Below are 18548 nucleotides of genomic sequence, written 5' to 3'. Positions count from 1 at the left end.
CGGTTATCCCTTCACTGCGCCGGACGTCAAGCCCGCCACGATGCGTCGTTGGAAAAAGAGCACGAAAACGATGATCGGAATGGTGATCACTACTGCTGCTGCAGCGATCGATCCTGTCGGCTCCTCGAACTGCGAGCTTCCGGTGAACTGCGCGATCGCCGCGGGGGCAGTGATGGACCGCTCGGTTGCGGTCAACGAGATGGCCAGCAGCAAGTCGTTCCAGGCGAAGATGAAAACCAAGATGGCGGCTGTCACGATGCCGGGAGCCGCCAGCGGAGCGATGACCTTACGGAAGGCCTGAGCTGGAGTGGCACCATCCATTTTCGCCGCTTTCTCCAGCTCCCAAGGAATCTCTCGGAAGAACGCGGAGAGCGTGTAGATCGCCAGCGGCAACGCGAAGGTGGTGTACGGGATGATCAGGCCCAGCCAGGTGTCGAAGAGGCCGAGAGCACGCTCGATGTCGAACAGCGGAGTGACGAGCGAGATCTGCGGGAACATCGCGATGAGCAATGCGACACCGACGAGCAACTTCTTGCCGGGGAAGTCCAATCTTGCGACGGCATATGCCGCCATCGTGCCGATCACGACGGCGATGACCGTGGTGATGAGACCGATTCCGATCGAGTTGATCAGAGCCGAGGTGAACTGACTGGTGGAGAAGATTCCCTTGTAGTTGTCGAACGTGAAGGACCGGGGAATGAACGCGCCATCGGTGATAGTGGCCGTCGACTTGAACGACAAACTGATGATCCAGGCCAACGGAACGAGCGCGTACAGCAGGACGAGGACATTGATGACCGTCCAGCCGACCTTCTTACGAGGCGTCACTGTCGTCATTATTTACGGCCTCCGTCGTCCGAGCCCGGCGCCGAAGCCCCGAACAGCTTGATGAACACGAACGCGATGATGGCGACGCAGAAGAAGATGAGAACGCTGATCGCCGAACCGAGTCCGAGATTGAAAGCGCCGAACAGGTTGTCGTAACCGAGAATCGACACCGAACCGGTGCCGTTGCTGCCCTTGGTCAGTACGTAGATGTTGTCGAAGATGCGGAACGCGTCCAGGGTGCGGAAGAGAACTGCGACAAGGATTGCCGGCTTCATGAGCGGAATTGTGATGCGCAGCAATCTTGTCCAGGCTCCGGCACCATCGACCTCGGCGGCCTTCAGCAGATCGTCCGGCACGAGTGCGAGCCCAGCCAGCAGCAGGAGAGCCATGAACGGCGTGGTCTTCCAGACCTCGGCGAGCACGATGATCGCCAACGACGGGAACTGTTCGGTGAGCGGTGCACTGCCGTCGGGAAGAAGGTTGGCGAGATACCCGGTGCCCGGCGTCCACGCGTAGTACCAGCTGTACGCCGCGGCGACTGTCACGATGCCATACGGAATCAGAACCACGGTACGAACGAGTCCGCGACCGAAGATGGTGCGGTGCATGACGAGTGCCACGGCCAACCCGAGGACGAACTCGATGATCACCGACACGATCGTGATTCCCACTGTGACACCGAACGCCTGCCACCAGTAACTGTCCGACAAGACGGTGAGGTAGTTCGAGAAGCCCACGAACTCGCGGTCGTCGGGAAAGGCCAAGTTGTACTTCTGCAAGCTGAGCCAGAATGCATAGACGATCGGATACCCGGTGACGGCCACCATGATGATCGCGGCGGGCGCAACCAGCATGAGCCCGAGTCGACGCTCGGCCTTCTTACCGTCTGATATCTGCTTCAGCGCATCCTGCCTGGCCGGCGCGACGGACCCGGATTCGGGCTCGGTGGTCGGTGCGCTCATGGGATCAGCCCTTCCGAGTTGACGGCCTTGGAAACGAGATCGGCGAGCTTGTCCACGTCGGCGACAGGGTCGATGTTCTGCGGTGGATTCAGCGCGTCGGTGAGCAGAATCGAAATGGACTGATAGGCCGGGGAAACGGGTCGGACCGCAGCGTTCTCGATCGAGTTGAGTACGCCTTCCCACGCTGGGTAGACCGCCTGGAACTCAGGATCCTGGTAAAGCTTCCGCAGGACCGGCGGCACGCCGCCGTTGACTGCGTTGTTGCGCTGGTTCTCCTCGTTCGTCAAGCATGCGACGGCTTCCCAGGCGAGGTCCTCGTGTTGGGTCGTGTTCGCGACGCCGATGTTGAATCCGCCGATCGTGACCTTGGCGGGCGTGTTTTCCTCGACAGCTGGATACGGAGCGCTTCGGAAGACCTCGTCGATTGCCGCATCCTGTTGATCGGCAGGGACATTCGAAAGATCGAGAAATGGAACCGCACCGGCGACCGCATTCTCTTTCAGACCGGGCAGGACGAACGGGTAGTTGACCTCGAATGCGGAGCTACCTGCTTCCAGTCCGAGTCGGGCCGTCGCTTCGTCGGTCTGGGAAATGGACGGATCTGCACCATCCGCGGTTGCAACACGTTTCATGATTTCGAGTGCTTTTTCGGTAGCTGCGCGATGCTCCGGAGTGTCGTTGAGGGTGACAGTCGTACCGTCATCACCGACAACCTGTCCGCCCGCGCTGACCAGGAGGCTGTTGAACCACACCATCAGGCCCTCGTACTGCTTGGCCTGAACCCCGATGTACGACGGCTTGCCCTCTGCAGCATTCGCTTCGGCGACGTCGATCAGCTGATCCCAGGTTTGCGGGGGTACGCCACCTGGGACCTGGTCCGGGCGGTACCAGAGCAGCTGCGTATTGGAGTTGAGCGGAACCGCGTACAGCTGGTCCTGCCATTCTGCCGTTGCCAGAGGACCTTCGAGGGTCGACCCGTCGCGCAGTTTGGCGGACAGCTCTTCGGGAACCGGCAGCGCCCAACCTGCTTCGGCGAACTCCGCCGTCCAGACGACGTCGAGCGTCATCAGGTCGAGTGAACTGTCGTTGCCCGCCAACCGTCGAGCCAGCTGAAGCCGCTGATCGTTGGCGCTCTTGGGGAGTGTTCTCTGCTCCACGGTGTAGCGGCCCCCCGACGCCGCCGAACAGGCCTGCGCGGCAGCCGCATATTGCTCGGCACCGTCCGCGGCTGTATAGAAACTCAGCACCGGAGTGCTGCTGTCCGACGATCCACATGCCGCCAACAGCGGAGTGACGACCAGAGCAGCTGCGGCCAACACCCCTATCCTGGTTGCGTTTCTCGGCCTCGGACCACGTTGTCTCGGCACTTTTCGCCTCCGTATTTTCGATTACTCGCGCAGCAGTTGCTCTGGTCTACCCTGCGCGTAAAGAAACGTAACCGAACTCACAGTCCTCGAGGCGAAATTGGGACTATTCCGTAATGTCCGACAGATAACTATCGGGTCAGATCGATAGTTTTGCGAGCATGTCCCGAGCCTTTTCGGCACTCTTGGGCTCGCACAAGACGTCGTAGCGACCAGCGACGAGCTGCATGCTCGACGCGAAGTCACGTTGACCGCGCGTTGCTGCGTACGGAATGGCGGTGGAGATGAGACCGAAGATGATGCCGCCGACGATGCCGATGGCCAGAGCACCGAAAAGGTTGCCGTTGGTGAAGATCCCGAGCACGAGGCCGAGGAATACGCCCAGCCATGCGCCCGAAACAATTCCTCCGCCAATCACTTTGGCCCACGTGAGTCTGCCGAGGACTCGCTCGACCTGCATGAGGTCGACGCCGACGATCGTGACGTCTTGAACGGAGAACTCCTGATCGGAGAGGTAGTCGACAGCCTTCTGGGCCTCGGCGTAGGTGGGGTAGGAGCCGATCGGCCACCCTGACGGAGGCGTCGGAAGTCCTTGGCCACCGCGGCCGGACTGCGAGAGTGGATTCGTCATGTATCCATTGTGCCTGGGAACGGGCACAACAGATACCCGTTGTGGTGTTTCACCATGCCCTGTGCGTTGCCGGGCAGAATTACGTTGCCGGCGGCGTGAACGAGGTCGTCCGTGTCATGCCTGCGACTCTCCCCTTCGCCGACACGACAAGCGCCATCTTTCGGCTGGCTTCGTCGATCATCTCGTCCCCCAACATGACAGCACCACGGCCGCCGCCTGCTGCGGAGGTGTGGAACTCGTAGGCGTCGAGAATCATCTCGGCCTTGTCGAAGTCGGACTGACGCGGGCTGAATATCTCGTTGGCGGCGTCGATCTGCGTCGGGTGCAGTACCCATTTCCCGTCGAAGCCGAGGCCCGCGGTGCGACCCGCGGCGCGCCGGAACGCGTCGAGGTCGCGAATCTGGAGGTACGGTCCGTCGATCGCTTGTAGCCCGTGCGTGCGCGCGGCCAACAGGATGGTCATCAGAATGTGGTGATAGGCGTCGCCGGTGTCGTAGCCTTCCGGTTGTTCGCCGACGACGAGTGTGCGCATGTTGACGCTGGCCATCAGGTCTGCAGGCCCGAAGACGAGGGTTCGAACACGAGGACTCGCCGTAGCGATCGCGTCGATGTTGCGCAGACTTCTCGCACTCTCGATCTGTGGTTCGATGTCGATCGCGCCCACCGGCAGACCGGCGAGCTTTTCAACCTGCGTGAGCAACAAATCGAGCGCCTGGACGTGCGAGGCGGTCTCGACCTTGGGGAGCAGGATCGCATCCAGGTTGCTGCCTGCACCGGAGACGACCTCGATCACATCACCGTGCGTCCACGGCGTGGTCCAATCGTTGACGCGGACGACCTTGATCTGTTCGCCCCAGCCGTCGGAGTTGAGCGCCTCCACTATTCGTCCGCGCGCTTCGACCTTCGCGATCGCGGCGACCGCGTCCTCGAGGTCGAGAAAGATCGCGTCGGCGGGAAGTGTCTTGGCTTTCTCGATCATCTTCGCGGAACTGCCGGGAACGGCAAGAACCGATCGACGCGGACGGTCTCGCTCCACCGAAGTCACGTTCACGCCACCCCTGTCTGATTCTCTGAAATATCCGTTGACGCTCTAACCTTGACATCATGGCAGCTCTGAGCAAGGTATTTGCGGCCAGGCTGGCGGGCCTGGTGGTTCTCGGTCCCGATGGTGAGTCGATCGGCCGTGTGCGCGATCTGGTCATCACCATGCGCATCGGACGCGCCCAACCGCGCGTGCTGGGTGTGGTCGTCGAACTTTCCACGCGCCGAAGAATTTTCGTGCCGATGCTTCGGGTCACGAGTATCGAGCCGAACTCCGTGCAACTCAACACCGGCAACGTGAGTCTGCGTCGATTCACCCAGCGCGCGAACGAGATTCTGGTCTTCGCGCAGATTCTCGATTCCAAGGTCCGCGTCGACGACCCAGAGCTCGAAGAGATGCACGATGTCGACTCGATCGTGGTGGATCTCGGGATCGAACTGACCCGTACCCGGGATTGGCTCGTCGCTCGTGTCGCAGTGCGGCGCCAGCGTCAACGGCTCGCCCGACGCGGCGCGATCCACGTTGTCGATTGGCAGCACGTGCAGGGGTTGACGCAGAACGAGCTGTCGTTGCCCGGCCAGGGCGTCGCACAGCTTCTGATGCAGTTCGAGGACCTGCGTGCCGCCGACGTGGCCCACGCGATGCGCGAACTCCCCGTCAAAAGGCGCATGGAAGTGGCGATGGCGCTCGACGACGAACGCTTGGCCGACATCGTGCAGGAGCTACCCGATGACGATCAGGTGGAGTTGATGCATTACCTGGGCGTCGACCGTGGGGTGGACGTGCTCGAAGCGATGGACCCCGACGACGCCGCCGACCTGCTGGGCGAGCTGCCGAAGACCGAGGCGGAATCGCTACTGCGACTGATGGACCCGGAGGACTCGGCACCGGTTCGCCGTTTGCTCGCGCACTCTCCCGATACGGCCGGTGGAATGATGACGCCCCAGCCGGTCATCCTGACGGCGTCGACTACCGTCGCCGAAGCACTCGCACGGGCGCGCAATCCGGATCTGACTCCGGCGTTGGCCTCGTTGGTTTTCGTCGTTCGACCGCCGACCGCGACGCCTACGGGGGCGTATCTCGGATGCGTTCACTTGCAGCAATTGCTGCGTGAACCGCCCGCAAGCTTGATCGGTGGTGTGCTCGACAGTGCGCTTCCCCGACTCTCCACCGAGGACAGTTTGACGACCGTCACGCGATATTTCGCGACATACAACCTGGTCTGCGGCCCGGTAGTCGACGATGAGGACCATCTGGTGGGTGCGGTAACGGTGGACGATCTTCTCGATCACCTGTTACCGGAGGATTGGCGAGAGCAAGAGGTGGCCGGCCGATGAAGGAAACAGCCCGCCAACGGATGGACACCCCACGCGGGACCAAGCTGTTCAACTTCCACCTCGACGTCGACGTGGGCAGATCCGGTGAGAAGGCTGCACGGTTCCTCGGCACCGGGCGCTACCTCATCATTCAGACGGCCATCGTCATCGTCTGGATCTTCCTCAACGTCGTTGCGGTCAATCTGCGCTGGGATCCATACCCGTTCATCCTGCTCAACCTCGCGTTCTCCACTCAGGCTGCGTATGCGGCGCCGCTGATCCTGCTTGCGCAGAACCGTCAGGACGACCGCGACCGCGTGTCGCTGGAGGAAGATCGCGCGCGCGCGCAGCAGACCAAAGCGGACACCGAGTTTCTCGCCCGCGAACTCGCGTCACTGCGCATCGCCGTCGGCGAGGTCGCCACCCGCGACTATCTGCGCCGCGAACTCGACGAGATCAGGGAACTTCTCGAACAGTTGAATGGCGACTCGCCGACGCCGGTGAAGAAGTCCAGAAAGAAAGCCTCACGTCCCGCGTCGAAAAGTGACGGGGAGACGTGGGGGTCCGGCACGGAACACATCGAATAACGTTTCAGCGGCGGCTTGACCTCGCACGACACGCTCTATAACGGCGCGGTAACGAAATCATCTCGAATCGGGTACCCTCGACTCCGGAATTCAAACGGAAAGCCTCGAAACAACGGGGCGACGAGGAGGTACCAGGCGTGGGACGTCACAGAAGAGCATCGAACTCCACAATGCGACGGAATTCGGTGATCGCTCTGACCGGCCTTGTCCCCGCAGGTCTCATCACCGCGGCTTCCAGCGCAGGAGCAGCGGAGTACCTCCCGTTCATGGCATCGGAGTCGACGACCGAGCAGTCGGAGCCCGTCGTCGAGACTCCACGTCCCCTCGCATCCGAGACCGACGCTCAGCCCGTCGCCGCAGCCGAGGCACCGGTCGCACTGGCCGTCGCAATCCAGGCCCCGCAGCCTGCTATCGCGCCGACGCCCGAGCTACCTACCTCACTGATGGCCAGCCCGATCGCCATCCCCACGGTCAACGTGTCGGCATACAAGAACGCCGAGCAGATCCTGACCACCGAGCTCCCGGGTTGCGGTATCAGCTGGACCGTCATCGCCGGTATCGGCCGCGTCGAGTCGACGCATGCGAACAACGGCAAAGCAGATGACGCGGGCGAATTGTTCGAACCGATCCTCGGCCCCCGATTGGACGGCTCGCTCGCCGGAAACAACGTCATCGCCGACACCGACGGGGGCGCACTCGACGGCGACCCACATTTCGATCGCGCCGTCGGACCGATGCAGTTCCTACCGGAAACCTGGAATCACTACCACGCCGACGGTAACGGCGACGGCATCTCCGACCCCCAGAACCTCTACGACGCAGCTCTCGCCACCGGCAAGTACCTCTGCGACGGTGGACTGGACCTGCGTGATCTCGGCCAGACGACCAAGGCAATTCTGCGGTACAACAATTCGATGGCATACGTCGCGAATGTGCTCGCCTGGTCCACCGGCTACGCAACCGGAATCGTCCCGACATCGGACGAGCTCCCCCGCATCCACTAGCGTCGGGGCCCCGATAGCATGGGGTCATGGCAGTCCTTACGGAATCCGACGTCCGAACAGCACTTTCGAAGGTCATCGATCCGGAAATTCACAAACCGATCACCGATCTCGGCATGGTCAAGAGCGTCAAGATAGGCGACGGCGGCGCAGTCGAGGTGGGCATCTACCTCACCACCGCTGGATGCCCGATGAAGGGCGAGATCAGCGAGAGCGTCAAGAAGGCCGTCGCCGACGTCCCGGGAGTCGGCATCATCAACGTCGAGCTCGATGTGATGAACGACGAGCAGCGCACCGAACTCCGCAGATCCCTTCGAGGCGATTCCGCCGAACCCCTCATTCCGTTCGCCCAGCCCGGATCGCTGACTCGCGTGTACGCCGTCGCATCGGGCAAGGGTGGGGTCGGAAAGTCTTCCGTCACGGTCAACCTCGCCGCATCGTTGGCAGCCCGTGGCCTGTCGGTGGGTGTGCTCGACGCCGACATCTATGGCCACTCGGTTCCTCGGATGTTCGGCAACGATGCCAAGCCGACCCAGGTGGAGAAGATGATCATGCCGCCGCAGGCTTACGGCGTGAAGTTCATTTCCATCGCCCAGTTCACCCAGGGAAACACCCCCGTCGTCTGGCGCGGTCCTATGTTGCACCGCGCCTTGCAGCAATTCCTCGCGGACGTGTTCTGGGGAGATCTCGACGTCCTTCTTCTAGACCTTCCGCCCGGCACCGGCGACATCGCGATCTCGGTGGCGCAATTGGTTCCCAGCGCGGAGATCCTCGTCGTCACCACACCGCAGCAGGCAGCAGCGGAGGTAGCCGAGCGCGCAGGAGCCATCGCACTGCAGACCCGCCAACGTATTGCCGGAGTCGTGGAGAACATGTCCTGGCTCGAACTGCCCGACGGCACCCGCATGGACATCTTCGGATCGGGCGGCGGGCAGGACGTGTCCGAACGATTGACCAAAGCTGTCGGGGCCACTGTTCCTCTGCTGGGCCAGATTCCGCTGGATACCGCGGTACGAGAAGGCGGTGACAACGGGATTCCCATCGTGCTGGGTCACCCCGAGACTCCGGCCGCGAAGGCACTCGAAGCCGTCGCGGCGAAGCTCGCCGTGCGTGAGCGGGGGCTGGTCGGCATGTCGCTGAGCATCGATACAACCCGCCGGTAACCTCGAAACACTTGCCACTCGGACACAATCCGGTAGAGAGTGGCAACCATGAAAACGCCGAAATCGAACGGCCGTGGCGCAGTGGCGTTGGCGTTCGTGCTGTTCTCCGTTCTACTGGGATCAGTTCTAGCACCCGCCGTCGCAGCCGCCCAGCCGGCTCCGCCGCCGGGTCAGAACTATTCGATCGCAACCGATATCACGTTCGCTCCGTTCGAATTCCAGGACGAGAGCGGCAAACTCGTCGGCATCGACATGGATCTGCTCGCGGCGATCGCAAAGGACCAGGGATTCGAGTACGACGTCAGCCCAGTCGGATTCGACGCTGCACTGCAGGGCGTCACCGGCGGCCAGTTCAACGGCATGATCGCCGGAATGTCGATCACGGACGCCCGCAAGGCTACCTTCGACTTCTCCGAGCCGTACTTCGATTCCGGCGTACAGATGGGTGTCCTCGACTCCAACGATTCGGTCACGTCGTACGAGGACCTCCGCGGTAAGACCGTCGCGGTCAAGAACGGCACCGAAGGCGCCACCTTCGCCGAATCCATCAAGGACCAGTACGGATTCAGCACTCGGTATTTCGCCGATTCCTCGTCGATGTTCGACGAGGTCCGAACCGGCAACTCCGCCGCTGTATTCGAGGACTACCCAGTGCTGGCATACGGCATCAAGCAGGGCAACGGCTTCAAGACCGTCACCGAAAAAGAGCCTGGCGCCAGCTATGGCTTCGCCGTCGCGAAGGGTCAGAACGCGCAACTGCTGGAGGAATTCAACGCCGGCCTCGCGAACCTGCGCGCCAGCGGCGAATACGACCAGATCCTCGACACCTACCTCAATTCCGCTGCCAGCACCGATGACAACTCGATTCTCGGACTGATCAAGAGCACCTGGAAGCTCCTGCTCGAAGGCCTCTGGCTGACGATCCTGCTGACTGCAATATCGATCGCGATCGCCCTGGTACTCGGCGCTGTCTTCGGCCTCTTCCGAGTATCGGCGAACATCGTCCTACGCGGTATCGGCACGACTTATGTCGATGTCTTTCGTGGCACACCGCTTCTCGTACAGGCATTCTTCATCTACTTCGGTATCCCTGCTGCACTGGATTTCCAGATGTCGGCATTCACCGCAGGCGTCATCACACTCTCACTCAATGCCGGCGCCTACATGGCCGAGATCGTGCGAGGCGGCATCCTCGCTGTCGACAAGGGCCAGATGGAAGCGTCGCGGAGCCTCGGTATCGGCTATCTGAAGTCGATGCGCAAAGTGGTGATGCCGCAAGCAGTTCGAACGATGATCCCGTCGTACATCAATCAGTTCGTGATCACGCTCAAGGACACCTCGATCCTGTCGGTCATCGGCCTCGCCGAATTGACCCAGACCGGCCGAATCATCATCGCGCGCAACTTCCAGTCCTTCAACATGTGGCTGATCATCGGCGTCATGTACTTCATCATCATCATGGCCCTCACCAAGCTGTCGAACCGGATCGAGAAGAGGATCAACAAATGACCGCGGACCTGAGCAAAGCTGTGCCGGTCGAAGGCAAGCCCGGCATCAAGATCGCCATCAAGGACCTACACAAAGCATTCGGTGACAACGAAGTGCTCAAGGGCATCGACGCCGATATCGCAAACGGTGAAGTGGTGTGCATCATCGGGCCGTCCGGATCCGGCAAGAGCACGCTGCTTCGGTGCCTCAACAAGCTCGAGGACATCACCGGCGGCCACGTAGTCGTCGATGGCATCGACCTCACGGACAAGAACGTGAACCTCGACAAGGTCCGGCAGAACATCGGCATGGTGTTCCAACATTTCAATCTCTTCCCACACATGACGGCCCTCGAGAACGTCATGCTTGCCCCCGTGGAGACCAAGAAGGAATCCAAGGCCGAGGCCAAGAAGTCCGCGCTCGAACTGCTCGAGCAGGTCGGCCTCTCCGATCGTGCCCACTACAAACCTGCCAGCCTGTCCGGTGGGCAGAAGCAGCGCGTCGCGATTGCCCGAGCCCTGGCGATGAGCCCGTCGATCATGCTGTTCGACGAGGCGACCTCGGCCCTCGACCCCGAAATGGTCGGCGAGGTTCTCCAGGTGCTGCGCGATCTGACGAAGGGCGGCATGACGATGGTCGTCGTGACCCATGAGATGGGGTTTGCGCGCGAAGTGTCCGACCGCATCATCTTCATGGCTGAAGGAGTCATCGTCGAAGAAGGTACGCCCGATCAACTTTTCGGGAACCCGCAGAACCCGCGGACACAGGACTTTCTGAACAAGGTGCTCTGACCGGACGACGCGCGAACGGTCCGTTCGAGCAGCACCGCGAACGGGCCGTTTTTCGGGCCGAGAAGACCTAGGTGGCGTCCGAATCGATCGGCGGAGTCTTACCGGCCGGAAGTTTCTTCTCCAGTGACGGCTTACTTTCCGGCGTGGACACAGATCCCTTGGTCGAAGAGCCGCTGGCCGAGGACCCGGTGGTCGGCTTCTTGGAATCGAAGTTGCCGGTGAAGATCGAGTCGTCGCCGTCGAGCAAGTGCTTGGTGATGACCGCGCGCGGGGTCATGCCGCGAAGCTGATTGAGGTCTGCCAGGGGCTTACGGAGATCCTCGAAGTCCGTGCCGAGCTCGTCTTTGAGCTGCTGACTCGCGCCGTTCGCGTAGTCCTTGACCTGACGGATCGACTTGCTGACCCAACTGATGGCGCCGGGAAGCCGGTCAGGACCAAGGATGACGAGCGCTGCTACCAGGAGCACGACGAGCTCTCCCCAGCCAATGTTGCCGAACACCTCGTCAGCCTACTTCCTCAGTCCGAAATTGGGGTGACGGTGACATCGACCAACCGACCCGACCGGATCAGCTGCACCGGCGTCGACTCACCGATCCGGCTCGACTGCACGGCGACGACCAGTTCGTCGGCGCTCGTCACAGTGCGATCGCCGACCTTGGTGATCACGTCGCCCTCGACGATGCCTGCTTGCTGAGCGGGCCCACCGGCACGCACGTTGGCGACTTCGGCACCGGACGTCGCATCGTTGATGACCGAGCGCGCGTTGATGCCGATGTCCGGGTGTTGCATCTTCCCGTTGGCGATGAGCGACTGGGCGACCTTGGTGACGTCATCGATCGGAATGGCAAATCCCAGCCCCACCGAGCCGCCGCTTTCGCTTCGGATGGCCGAGTTGATCCCGATGACACGACCTTCGGCGTCGATCAGGGGTCCCCCGGAGTTACCCGGGTTGATCGCGGCATCGGTCTGCACGGCATCGATGACGGCATCGGTGTCGGTACCTTCACCGGACAGGCGAACCGGACGATCGAGCGCGCTCACAATGCCCCGGGTCACTGTCTTACTCAAGCCGAGAGGCGAGCCGACTGCTACGACGTCCTCGCCGACCTGGACGTCTGCAGAATTTCCCAATTGTGCGACCGTCAGATTTCCGACGTCGGTCTTGAGTACGGCCAGATCCGTCTTGGTGTCGCGGCCGACGATCTTCGCGGGCACCTTGGTGCCGTCGGAGAAGGTCACTTGCAGCGTCGCACGGTCCGGGTTGGTAGCCGCCATCGAGATGACGTGGTTGTTGGTCACGATGTACCCGGCTCCGTCGATGACGACGCCGGATCCGGTACCTGCGTTCTCGCCGAGAGTCACCTGAATCGAGACGACGGCCGGCAGGACTGCGTCGGCCACCTTGGCGACCTGACCCTGTGGGAGGTCTTCGCCACTCGATTGAGTCAGGTTTACCTTCTGACTGGTCAATGCGCCCGTCACTTCAGCAGTCTCACGGCCCACCAGCCCGCCGACGAGGCCGATTGCCAGGGCGATGGCCCCGAGCACCACGAGAGTCTTGGGTGCGACGCGCTCGCCGAACAGCACCTCCCGTACGCCGAGCTTGGGTCCGTCGGGCGCGACCAGGGGTTCCGGTGTCGGTTCGGCGGCGTTGCCCAGCCGCACCGAGGAATGCGGGTCACGCCACGGATCCTCTGGTACGGGCCCGGGTACCACCTCGGTGGATGTTCGGTCAGGGTCGCGTTGTAAGGACTCGGCAGCGTCCGTGGGGCGGCCGAACGCCTCAGCGAGAACTGGGTCGGGCGTGCGCACCGCAATTCGGGGAGACGGCTCTGCCCGTCGGCCTGGAGGTGTGAACGACCCCTCGTGGCCCTCCGGACGTCCGAACGCCGCAGCAGACGCCGGATCCACCTCGGGCCGGTAGAGCGGCCTTGGAGGCAGTCTGGGGGCCTCGGGATCTGTATGGGTGCTCACGCGCACAGGCTACCGACGACGCCTGCGGATACCCACAACGGAGGTGACGATCGCCCGTTTGCTGCGGCTGATCGCATCCTTGGCTTCGGTTGGTTCGCACATCGGAATCTGGCTGAGCAGACCGCGAAGCGAGTGGGGCATGGACAACTCACCCGCGCCTTGCAAAGCACTACGCGCCTGCTGCTGAGCATCCACCTCGGCGGAGCACTCATGGCACTCGGCGATGTGGTGGGCGGCCCGTAAGTAGGCCGTCATTCGAAGTTCGCCGTCGACGAAGGCGGCAACTGCTTCACTGGCCAGATGCTCGGTCGAGCTGAACTGTCGTGGCTTGCGGGCCTGCGTCATCCAACCCTCCTCGTAGCTACTGGACACTTGCGTGATCCGGCTCGACCTTCCCGTTCACTCGAAGATACTCGCGAAGCGCTGCGCGTCCACGGTGGATTCGACTTCGGACGGTTCCGAGCTTCACACCGAGTGTTGCACCGATCTCTTCGTACGACAGCCCTTCGATGTCGCACAGCACGATCGCGGCGCGAAACTCCGGCGCCAACGAGTCCAGCGCGGACTGCAGATCAGGGTCGAGGCGTGCGTCGTGGTAGATCTGTTCCGGGTTCGGGAGCTCGGAAGGGACCCGGTCGTAGTCCTCGGGTAGCGCTTCCATTCTAATCCGATTGCGTCGACGGACCATGTCGAGAAACAGGTTGGTGGTGATGCGGTGCAGCCAGCCCTCGAATGTGCCGGGCTGATAGTTCGACAGCGAACGGAACACACGAATGAACGTGTCCTGTGTGAGATCCTCGGCATCCTGCGCGTTGCCGGACAGCCGGTATGCCAAACGGTAGACGCGGTCGCCGTGTTCGCGAACGAGCTCGTCCCAGGACGGCATCGTGTTCTTTTCGCCGGTTGCGTCGAATACGGCGGTGCCGCTCAGATCCGCTACAGCAGCAGAATCGGCGGGCTCGGGCAATCGAGCTGTGTCTCGATCTCCGTTGATCTTGTAGATAGTTGGATCCTCCTGCTCAGGACCACGTTGGTGTAGCTCCCGTGCCGTGTACAACCTGCGGCTCCGCCGAGATGTTCCCGCGTGTGTCTTCTCGATCAAGCGATCTCCAGTAGCTTGTCGCATCCGGGTGTGCCCACCGTATGAAAAAGCTGAGGTGCCGCTGAGAAAGTGGCACGCAGATCAACCGAGTCGCTCAGCAGGCTTCGCTGCAGATCAACCGAGTCGCTCCGCAGGCTTCGCTGCAGATCAACCGAGTCGCTCCGCAGGCTTCGCTGCAGATCAACCGAGTCGCTCCGCAGGCTTCGCTCCAGATCAACCGAGTCGCTCCGCAGGCTTCGCTCCTGCCACGATAGCCTCGGCATGTGCTGACAAATGCCGAGAAGTTGCTCACCTACGCCGAGGACTCCGTGCAGGAAGACGAGATCCTCGTCAATGCTCGTGAACGCGCTGACGATCTCGGTGCCGCACCCGTGCCGCCGTCCGTAGGCGCGGTACTGAGCATCTTCGCGCAGATGCTCAGCGCCAAGACCGTCGTCGAGGTCGGAACGGGTGCGGGAGTGTCCGGCCTATGGCTGCTCGACGGGATGCGCGAGGACGGCGTGCTCACCACCATCGACACCGAACCCGAACATCAGCGCGCCGCGAAGGAAGCGTTCCGTGCCGGCGGTATCGCGCCGTCGCGGACGCGCCTCATCAACGGATGGGCGCTCGATGTCCTCCCCCGCCTCGCCGACGACACCTACGACTTGGTGTTCATCGACACCAGTCCGGTGGACCACCTGCATTTCGTACAGGAGAGCGTGCGACTACTTCGCCCCGGCGGAGTTCTGGTGTTGCACAACGCCTTGCTGGGCGGGCGGGTTCCCGACTTCACGCAGCGTGACGCCACTACCGTCGCCGTCCGCGCTGCCGCTCGCGCCATCGCTGAGGACGACCGCCTCACGACCGTCCTACTCCCCCTCGGCGACGGGCTGATCTGCGCCTCACGGAGCTAGATTTCAGGGCAGCTCGATCCGGGGCTGCTAGATCCAGATGCCCTTGCCGACGGTGACGATGCCGCCGGCGGAGACGTTGAAGCGTTCCTTGTCGCGCTCGACGTCGACGCCGACGATTTCGCCGTCACCGACGACGACATTCTTGTCCAGGATTGCCCGGCGAACGACCGCACCCTTGCCGATTTTCACCCCGGGCATCAGGACGCTGCCCTCCACGGTCGCGCCACTGTCGATCATGACGTTCGAGCTCAGAACCGAATTGCGAACCGTTGCCGCCGACAGGATGGAACCTGCGCCCACAATGGATTCCTGGGCGAGCCCGCCCTGCACGAATTTTGCGGGCGGAAGGTTTTCGGCGGCACTGCGAATGGGCCAGCGACGGTTGTAGAGATTGAAGATCGGATGCACGGACACCAGATCCATGTGCGCGTCGTAGAACGCGTCGATGGTGCCGACATCACGCCAGTAGCCTCGGTCGCGTTCGGTGGCACCGGGAACGACGTTGTCGTTGAAGTCGTACACCGACGCCATGCCCGCCTCGACGAGAGCCGGGATGATGTCACCGCCCATGTCGTGGTCGGAGTCGGAGTTCTCGGCGTCGGCTTTGATGGCGTCGATGAGCACCTTGGTGGTGAACACGTAGTTGCCCATCGAGGCATAGGTGACGTTCGGGTCGTCGGGAGTCCCCGGTGGGTGCGCCGGCTTCTCGAGAAACTGGGTGATGTTGCCGTTCTCGTCGGAGTCGATGCAGCCGAATGCATACGCTTCGCTACGCGGAACCCTGATGCCCGCCACGGTGACGCCTGCACCCGAATCGATGTGCTGCTGGACCATCTGTTCCGGATCCATGCGATAGACGTGATCGGCGCCGAAAACGACGATGTACTCGGGGTCCTCGTCGTAGACGAGGTTGAGCGACTGGAAGATCGCATCGGCGCTGCCGGTGTACCAGCGTGGGCCGAGCCGTTGCTGCGCCGGTACCGGCGTGATGTATTCACCCGCGAAACCCGACAGGCGCCAAGTTTGCGAGATATGGCGGTCCAGCGAATGGGACTTGTACTGAGTCAGCACGCACAGCCGGAGGTATCCGGCGTTGACGAGATTACTGAGCACGAAGTCGATCAGTCGATATGCGCCACCGAATGGGACGGCGGGCTTGGCTCGATCGGCGGTCATCGGGTATAGACGTTTACCCTCACCGCCTGCCAGCACAATGCCTAGTACGTGCGGTTGTGTCCTCACGTGCCCAACCTATCCGCACCGGATGAACCTCGCCAGCAGTACACGCGGTTCGCGCGAGGAATGTAGGTTGTCAGATGTGCGCGTGGCAATGATGACAAGGGAATTTCCGCCTGAGGTTTACGGCGGCGCAGGTGTACATGTGACCGAGCTATCGGCACAGTTGAGATCCCTGTGCGAGGTAGACATTCACTGTATGGGGGCGCCGCGCGATACCGCGCAGGTTCACGATCCCGATCCCGCATTGGCAGGGGCCAATGCCGCCCTGACGACACTGTCCGCCGAATTACGGATGGCCAACGCAGCGGCAGGCGCCGATGTCGTGCACTCGCACACCTGGTACACCGGGCTTGCCGGGCATCTCGCGGCCGAACTGTACGGCGTGCCGCACATTCTCACCGCCCATTCACTCGAGCCTCGCAGGCCGTGGAAGGCCGAGCAACTGGGCGGCGGTTATCGCATCTCCTCCTGGTCCGAACGCAACGCCGTCGAGTACGCGGATGCGGTCATCGCGGTCAGCGAGGGCATGGCCAAAGATGTCCTCGACGCCTATCCGCGCCTGGATCCCAGCCGAGTTCATGTGGTGCGCAACGGCATCGACACAGAGAACTGGCATCCAGGTCCAGCGGCAGACCCCGAGGATTCCGCGTTGGCCGACATCGGCGTCGACCCGAACAGGCCGATGGCGGCGTTCGTCGGACGCATCACCCGCCAAAAGGGTGTCGGCCACCTCATTGCGGCAGCGCATCATTTCGACCCCTCCATTCAACTGGTCCTGTGCGCGGGCGCGCCGGACACCCCGGAGATTGCCGCCGACACCGAGCGAGCAGTGGCCGAACTCGCCGAGACCCGATCGAATGTGTTCTGGGTTCGCGAGATGCTACCTACCGAAAAGGTCCGCGAAATACTTTCAGCGGCAGACGTATTCGTATGCCCGTCGGTGTACGAGCCTCTCGGGATCGTCAATCTGGAAGCTATGGCCACCGAAACTGCCGTCGTCGCATCCGATGTCGGCGGCATTCCCGAAGTGGTCGACAACGGTGTCACCGGACGCCTCGTGCACTACAACTCCTATGAGCCACAGGTGTTCGAACGCTCGTTGGCTGACATGGTCAACGCTGTCGCGCTCGACCCGAAGACCGCGACGGCGATGGGCAAAGCTGGTCGAGCACGGGCCATCGCCGAATTCTCGTGGGCTGCTATCGCGCAGCAGACGGTCGAGGTCTACAACGCAGCGCTGGCGGCCAGGGCCCGGTAAGTTCCGACGGTCACCGAGGCAGTCACCTCGACGGTGTCCGGTAGAGCTGCGATTGCAGAGCGGCGCGCGGCATCAGTGGAATGCCGCGCCGACGGGCCCATCCCCACAAGGCTTGCGATGCTCAGGTGATCGAGGGCCATCGTGAACTCGATGCGGGTGGTATCCGTCTGCTCGAAGCGTCCGGCGAGAGCTTCTCCGAGGCGGCGCGCCTTGTCCTCGTCGACGCTGAGGAGGCCGAGGGTCTCGATCAGTTCCTGCTGATGATGTTCGGTCGGCGTGACGACGACCAATACTCCGTTCGGAGCGAGAATGCGCCGTAGCTCGGCGGCGTTCCGCGGCGAAAACACGCAACTGACCGCATCGATCGATCCGGTACGCACCGGCAGTGGTTGCCACACGTCGGCCACGATGGATCCCAGTCGCGGATGCGCACGAGCCACTTTTCTGGCCGCCGGCTTGGACACGTCGAGTCCAACACCCCTCATGCGCTCGAACGTCTCGAGTACCGCCGCCAAATAGTGTCCGGTACCCGCGCCCACCTCGAGAACGGTGGCGGGATCGTGTGCCGACATGGCCGCTACTACGCCAGCGATGATCCGATCGAAGTGTCCGCGGTCGAGAAACTCCGACCGCGCCTCGATCATCTCGGCGGAATCACCGACGATCTTGCCTGCGTTTCCCGCCAGCAAACTGACGTAGCCCTGCCGTGCGACATCGAAGGTATGCCCACGGTCGCACCGCAATACGCGACCGTCCTCGATGGCCGCGAGATCCGAGGTGCAGTGCGGGCAGACCAGTAGATCCATCACTTCGCTCAGCATTTTTGTTCTCTCCGTATGGACTGGCATCACCACAAAGCCCCGTTCGCCGACTTCGCGCACGGGGCTATGGGTAGAAAAGAACAGC

19 protein-coding genes are annotated in these 18548 nt (G+C 62.3%); 8 read left to right on the top strand and 11 right to left on the bottom strand.

Annotated elements, in window-relative coordinates:
* Positions 1-3: 3 nt before the first annotated feature.
* From E5720_RS15065 to E5720_RS15045, 5 genes are all read right to left on the bottom strand, one after another.
* Complete coding sequence (locus E5720_RS15065; protein WP_084346011.1) at positions 4-837, bottom strand: carbohydrate ABC transporter permease; 834 nt, start codon at positions 835-837, stop codon at positions 4-6.
* Positions 837-1790: a sugar ABC transporter permease gene (locus E5720_RS15060; protein WP_136171316.1), complete on the bottom strand. Its 954-nt coding sequence runs from the start codon at positions 1788-1790 to the stop codon at positions 837-839. The genes E5720_RS15065 and E5720_RS15060 overlap by 1 nt, the downstream gene beginning before the upstream one ends.
* Positions 1787-3109, bottom strand: coding sequence for an ABC transporter substrate-binding protein (locus E5720_RS15055; RefSeq protein ID WP_136171315.1), 1323 nt, complete (start codon positions 3107-3109; stop codon positions 1787-1789). The genes E5720_RS15060 and E5720_RS15055 overlap by 4 nt, the downstream gene beginning before the upstream one ends.
* 184 nt (positions 3110-3293) lie before the next feature.
* Entirely contained in the window at positions 3294-3785 is a 492-nt protein-coding gene (locus E5720_RS15050; protein WP_136171314.1) for a general stress protein, read from the bottom strand.
* Positions 3786-3864: 79 nt separating this feature from the next.
* Positions 3865-4830: a CoA ester lyase gene (locus tag E5720_RS15045; RefSeq protein WP_136171313.1), complete on the bottom strand. Its 966-nt coding sequence runs from the start codon at positions 4828-4830 to the stop codon at positions 3865-3867.
* Positions 4831-4889: 59 nt separating this feature from the next.
* On the opposite strand from E5720_RS15045, the gene E5720_RS15040 reads away from it, so the two are divergent.
* The 6 genes from E5720_RS15040 (at position 4890) to E5720_RS15015 (ending at position 11173) form a co-directional block, all read left to right on the top strand.
* Positions 4890-6164, top strand: a complete 1275-nt coding sequence (locus E5720_RS15040) for a CBS domain-containing protein (RefSeq protein ID WP_136171312.1) — start codon at positions 4890-4892, stop codon at positions 6162-6164.
* Positions 6161-6730: a DUF1003 domain-containing protein gene (locus tag E5720_RS15035; RefSeq protein ID WP_136171311.1), complete on the top strand. Its 570-nt coding sequence runs from the start codon at positions 6161-6163 to the stop codon at positions 6728-6730. Before E5720_RS15040 ends, E5720_RS15035 begins: the two co-directional genes overlap by 4 nt.
* A 137-nt stretch (positions 6731-6867) precedes the next feature.
* Positions 6868-7734, top strand: coding sequence for a lytic murein transglycosylase (locus E5720_RS15030; protein WP_210729878.1), 867 nt, complete (start codon positions 6868-6870; stop codon positions 7732-7734).
* Positions 7735-7760: 26 nt separating this feature from the next.
* Positions 7761-8894, top strand: coding sequence for an Mrp/NBP35 family ATP-binding protein (locus E5720_RS15025; protein ID WP_136171309.1), 1134 nt, complete (start codon positions 7761-7763; stop codon positions 8892-8894).
* A gap of 48 nt (positions 8895-8942) precedes the next feature.
* The gene (locus E5720_RS15020; RefSeq protein ID WP_136171308.1) at positions 8943-10403 is read left to right on the top strand and encodes an amino acid ABC transporter substrate-binding protein/permease; all 1461 of its coding nucleotides are present in this window, start codon (positions 8943-8945) and stop codon (positions 10401-10403) included.
* Entirely contained in the window at positions 10400-11173 is a 774-nt protein-coding gene (locus E5720_RS15015) for an amino acid ABC transporter ATP-binding protein (RefSeq protein WP_136171307.1), read from the top strand. Before E5720_RS15020 ends, E5720_RS15015 begins: the two co-directional genes overlap by 4 nt.
* Before the next feature lie 67 nt (positions 11174-11240).
* On the opposite strand, the gene tatB is transcribed toward E5720_RS15015, so the two are convergent.
* The 4 genes from tatB to sigE are packed head-to-tail and all read right to left on the bottom strand — an operon-like array spanning position 11241 to position 14114.
* The gene (gene tatB, locus E5720_RS15010) at positions 11241-11672 is read right to left on the bottom strand and encodes a Sec-independent protein translocase protein TatB (RefSeq protein ID WP_136171306.1); all 432 of its coding nucleotides are present in this window, start codon (positions 11670-11672) and stop codon (positions 11241-11243) included.
* A gap of 17 nt (positions 11673-11689) precedes the next feature.
* The gene (locus E5720_RS15005) at positions 11690-13147 is read right to left on the bottom strand and encodes a trypsin-like peptidase domain-containing protein (protein WP_247595976.1); all 1458 of its coding nucleotides are present in this window, start codon (positions 13145-13147) and stop codon (positions 11690-11692) included.
* Between the two features lie 9 nt (positions 13148-13156).
* Positions 13157-13492, bottom strand: a complete 336-nt coding sequence (locus tag E5720_RS15000; protein ID WP_136171304.1) for a hypothetical protein — start codon at positions 13490-13492, stop codon at positions 13157-13159.
* A 16-nt stretch (positions 13493-13508) separates the two neighbouring features.
* Positions 13509-14114 carry an RNA polymerase sigma factor SigE gene (gene sigE / locus E5720_RS14995; protein ID WP_247596338.1) on the bottom strand — a complete coding sequence of 202 codons (606 nt, stop codon included), beginning with the start codon at positions 14112-14114 and terminating at the stop codon, positions 13509-13511.
* A gap of 398 nt (positions 14115-14512) precedes the next feature.
* Between sigE and E5720_RS14990 the strand changes: the two genes are divergently transcribed.
* Positions 14513-15145, top strand: a complete 633-nt coding sequence (locus tag E5720_RS14990) for an O-methyltransferase (protein ID WP_210729877.1) — start codon at positions 14513-14515, stop codon at positions 15143-15145.
* A 27-nt stretch (positions 15146-15172) separates the two neighbouring features.
* Here the strand turns inward: E5720_RS14990 and glgC are convergent, their stop codons facing one another.
* Entirely contained in the window at positions 15173-16387 is a 1215-nt protein-coding gene (gene glgC / locus E5720_RS14985) for a glucose-1-phosphate adenylyltransferase (RefSeq protein ID WP_136171303.1), read from the bottom strand.
* Between the two features lie 76 nt (positions 16388-16463).
* Here glgC and glgA point away from each other — a divergent pair, with 76 nt between their 5' ends.
* A complete protein-coding gene (gene glgA / locus E5720_RS14980; protein WP_210730058.1) occupies positions 16464-17642 on the top strand; it encodes a glycogen synthase in 1179 nt (392 codons plus the stop codon).
* On the opposite strand, the gene E5720_RS14975 is transcribed toward glgA, so the two are convergent.
* Positions 17609-18463 (bottom strand): putative RNA methyltransferase, encoded by an 855-nt coding sequence (locus E5720_RS14975; protein WP_136171302.1) that lies wholly within the window; start codon positions 18461-18463, stop codon positions 17609-17611. The two genes, glgA and E5720_RS14975, sit on opposite strands and share 34 nt — an antisense overlap.
* Between the last annotated feature and the right edge of the window lie 85 nt (positions 18464-18548).

Source organism: Rhodococcus sp. PAMC28707 (genome assembly GCF_004795915.1).
In the GTDB taxonomy this organism is placed as follows: domain Bacteria; phylum Actinomycetota; class Actinomycetes; order Mycobacteriales; family Mycobacteriaceae; genus Rhodococcoides.
This window is presented reverse-complemented; position numbering and strand designations above follow the sequence as displayed.

Bases quoted from the DNA above. Each gene is read 5' to 3' on its own strand.
- E5720_RS15065 (WP_084346011.1), bottom strand. From the start codon at position 837: ATGACGACAGTGACGCCTCGTAAGAAGGTCGGCTGGACGGTCATCAAT.
- E5720_RS15060 (WP_136171316.1), bottom strand. From the start codon at position 1,790: ATGAGCGCACCGACCACCGAGCCCGAATCCGGGTCCGTCGCGCCGGCC.
- E5720_RS15050 (WP_136171314.1), bottom strand. From the start codon at position 3,785: ATGACGAATCCACTCTCGCAGTCCGGCCGCGGTGGCCAAGGACTTCCG.
- E5720_RS15040 (WP_136171312.1), top strand. From the start codon at position 4,890: ATGGCAGCTCTGAGCAAGGTATTTGCGGCCAGGCTGGCGGGCCTGGTG.
- E5720_RS15035 (WP_136171311.1), top strand. From the start codon at position 6,161: ATGAAGGAAACAGCCCGCCAACGGATGGACACCCCACGCGGGACCAAG.
- E5720_RS15025 (WP_136171309.1), top strand. From the start codon at position 7,761: ATGGCAGTCCTTACGGAATCCGACGTCCGAACAGCACTTTCGAAGGTC.
- E5720_RS15020 (WP_136171308.1), top strand. From the start codon at position 8,943: ATGAAAACGCCGAAATCGAACGGCCGTGGCGCAGTGGCGTTGGCGTTC.
- E5720_RS15015 (WP_136171307.1), top strand. From the start codon at position 10,400: ATGACCGCGGACCTGAGCAAAGCTGTGCCGGTCGAAGGCAAGCCCGGC.
- E5720_RS15000 (WP_136171304.1), bottom strand. From the start codon at position 13,492: ATGACGCAGGCCCGCAAGCCACGACAGTTCAGCTCGACCGAGCATCTG.
- E5720_RS14975 (WP_136171302.1), bottom strand. From the start codon at position 18,463: ATGCTGAGCGAAGTGATGGATCTACTGGTCTGCCCGCACTGCACCTCG.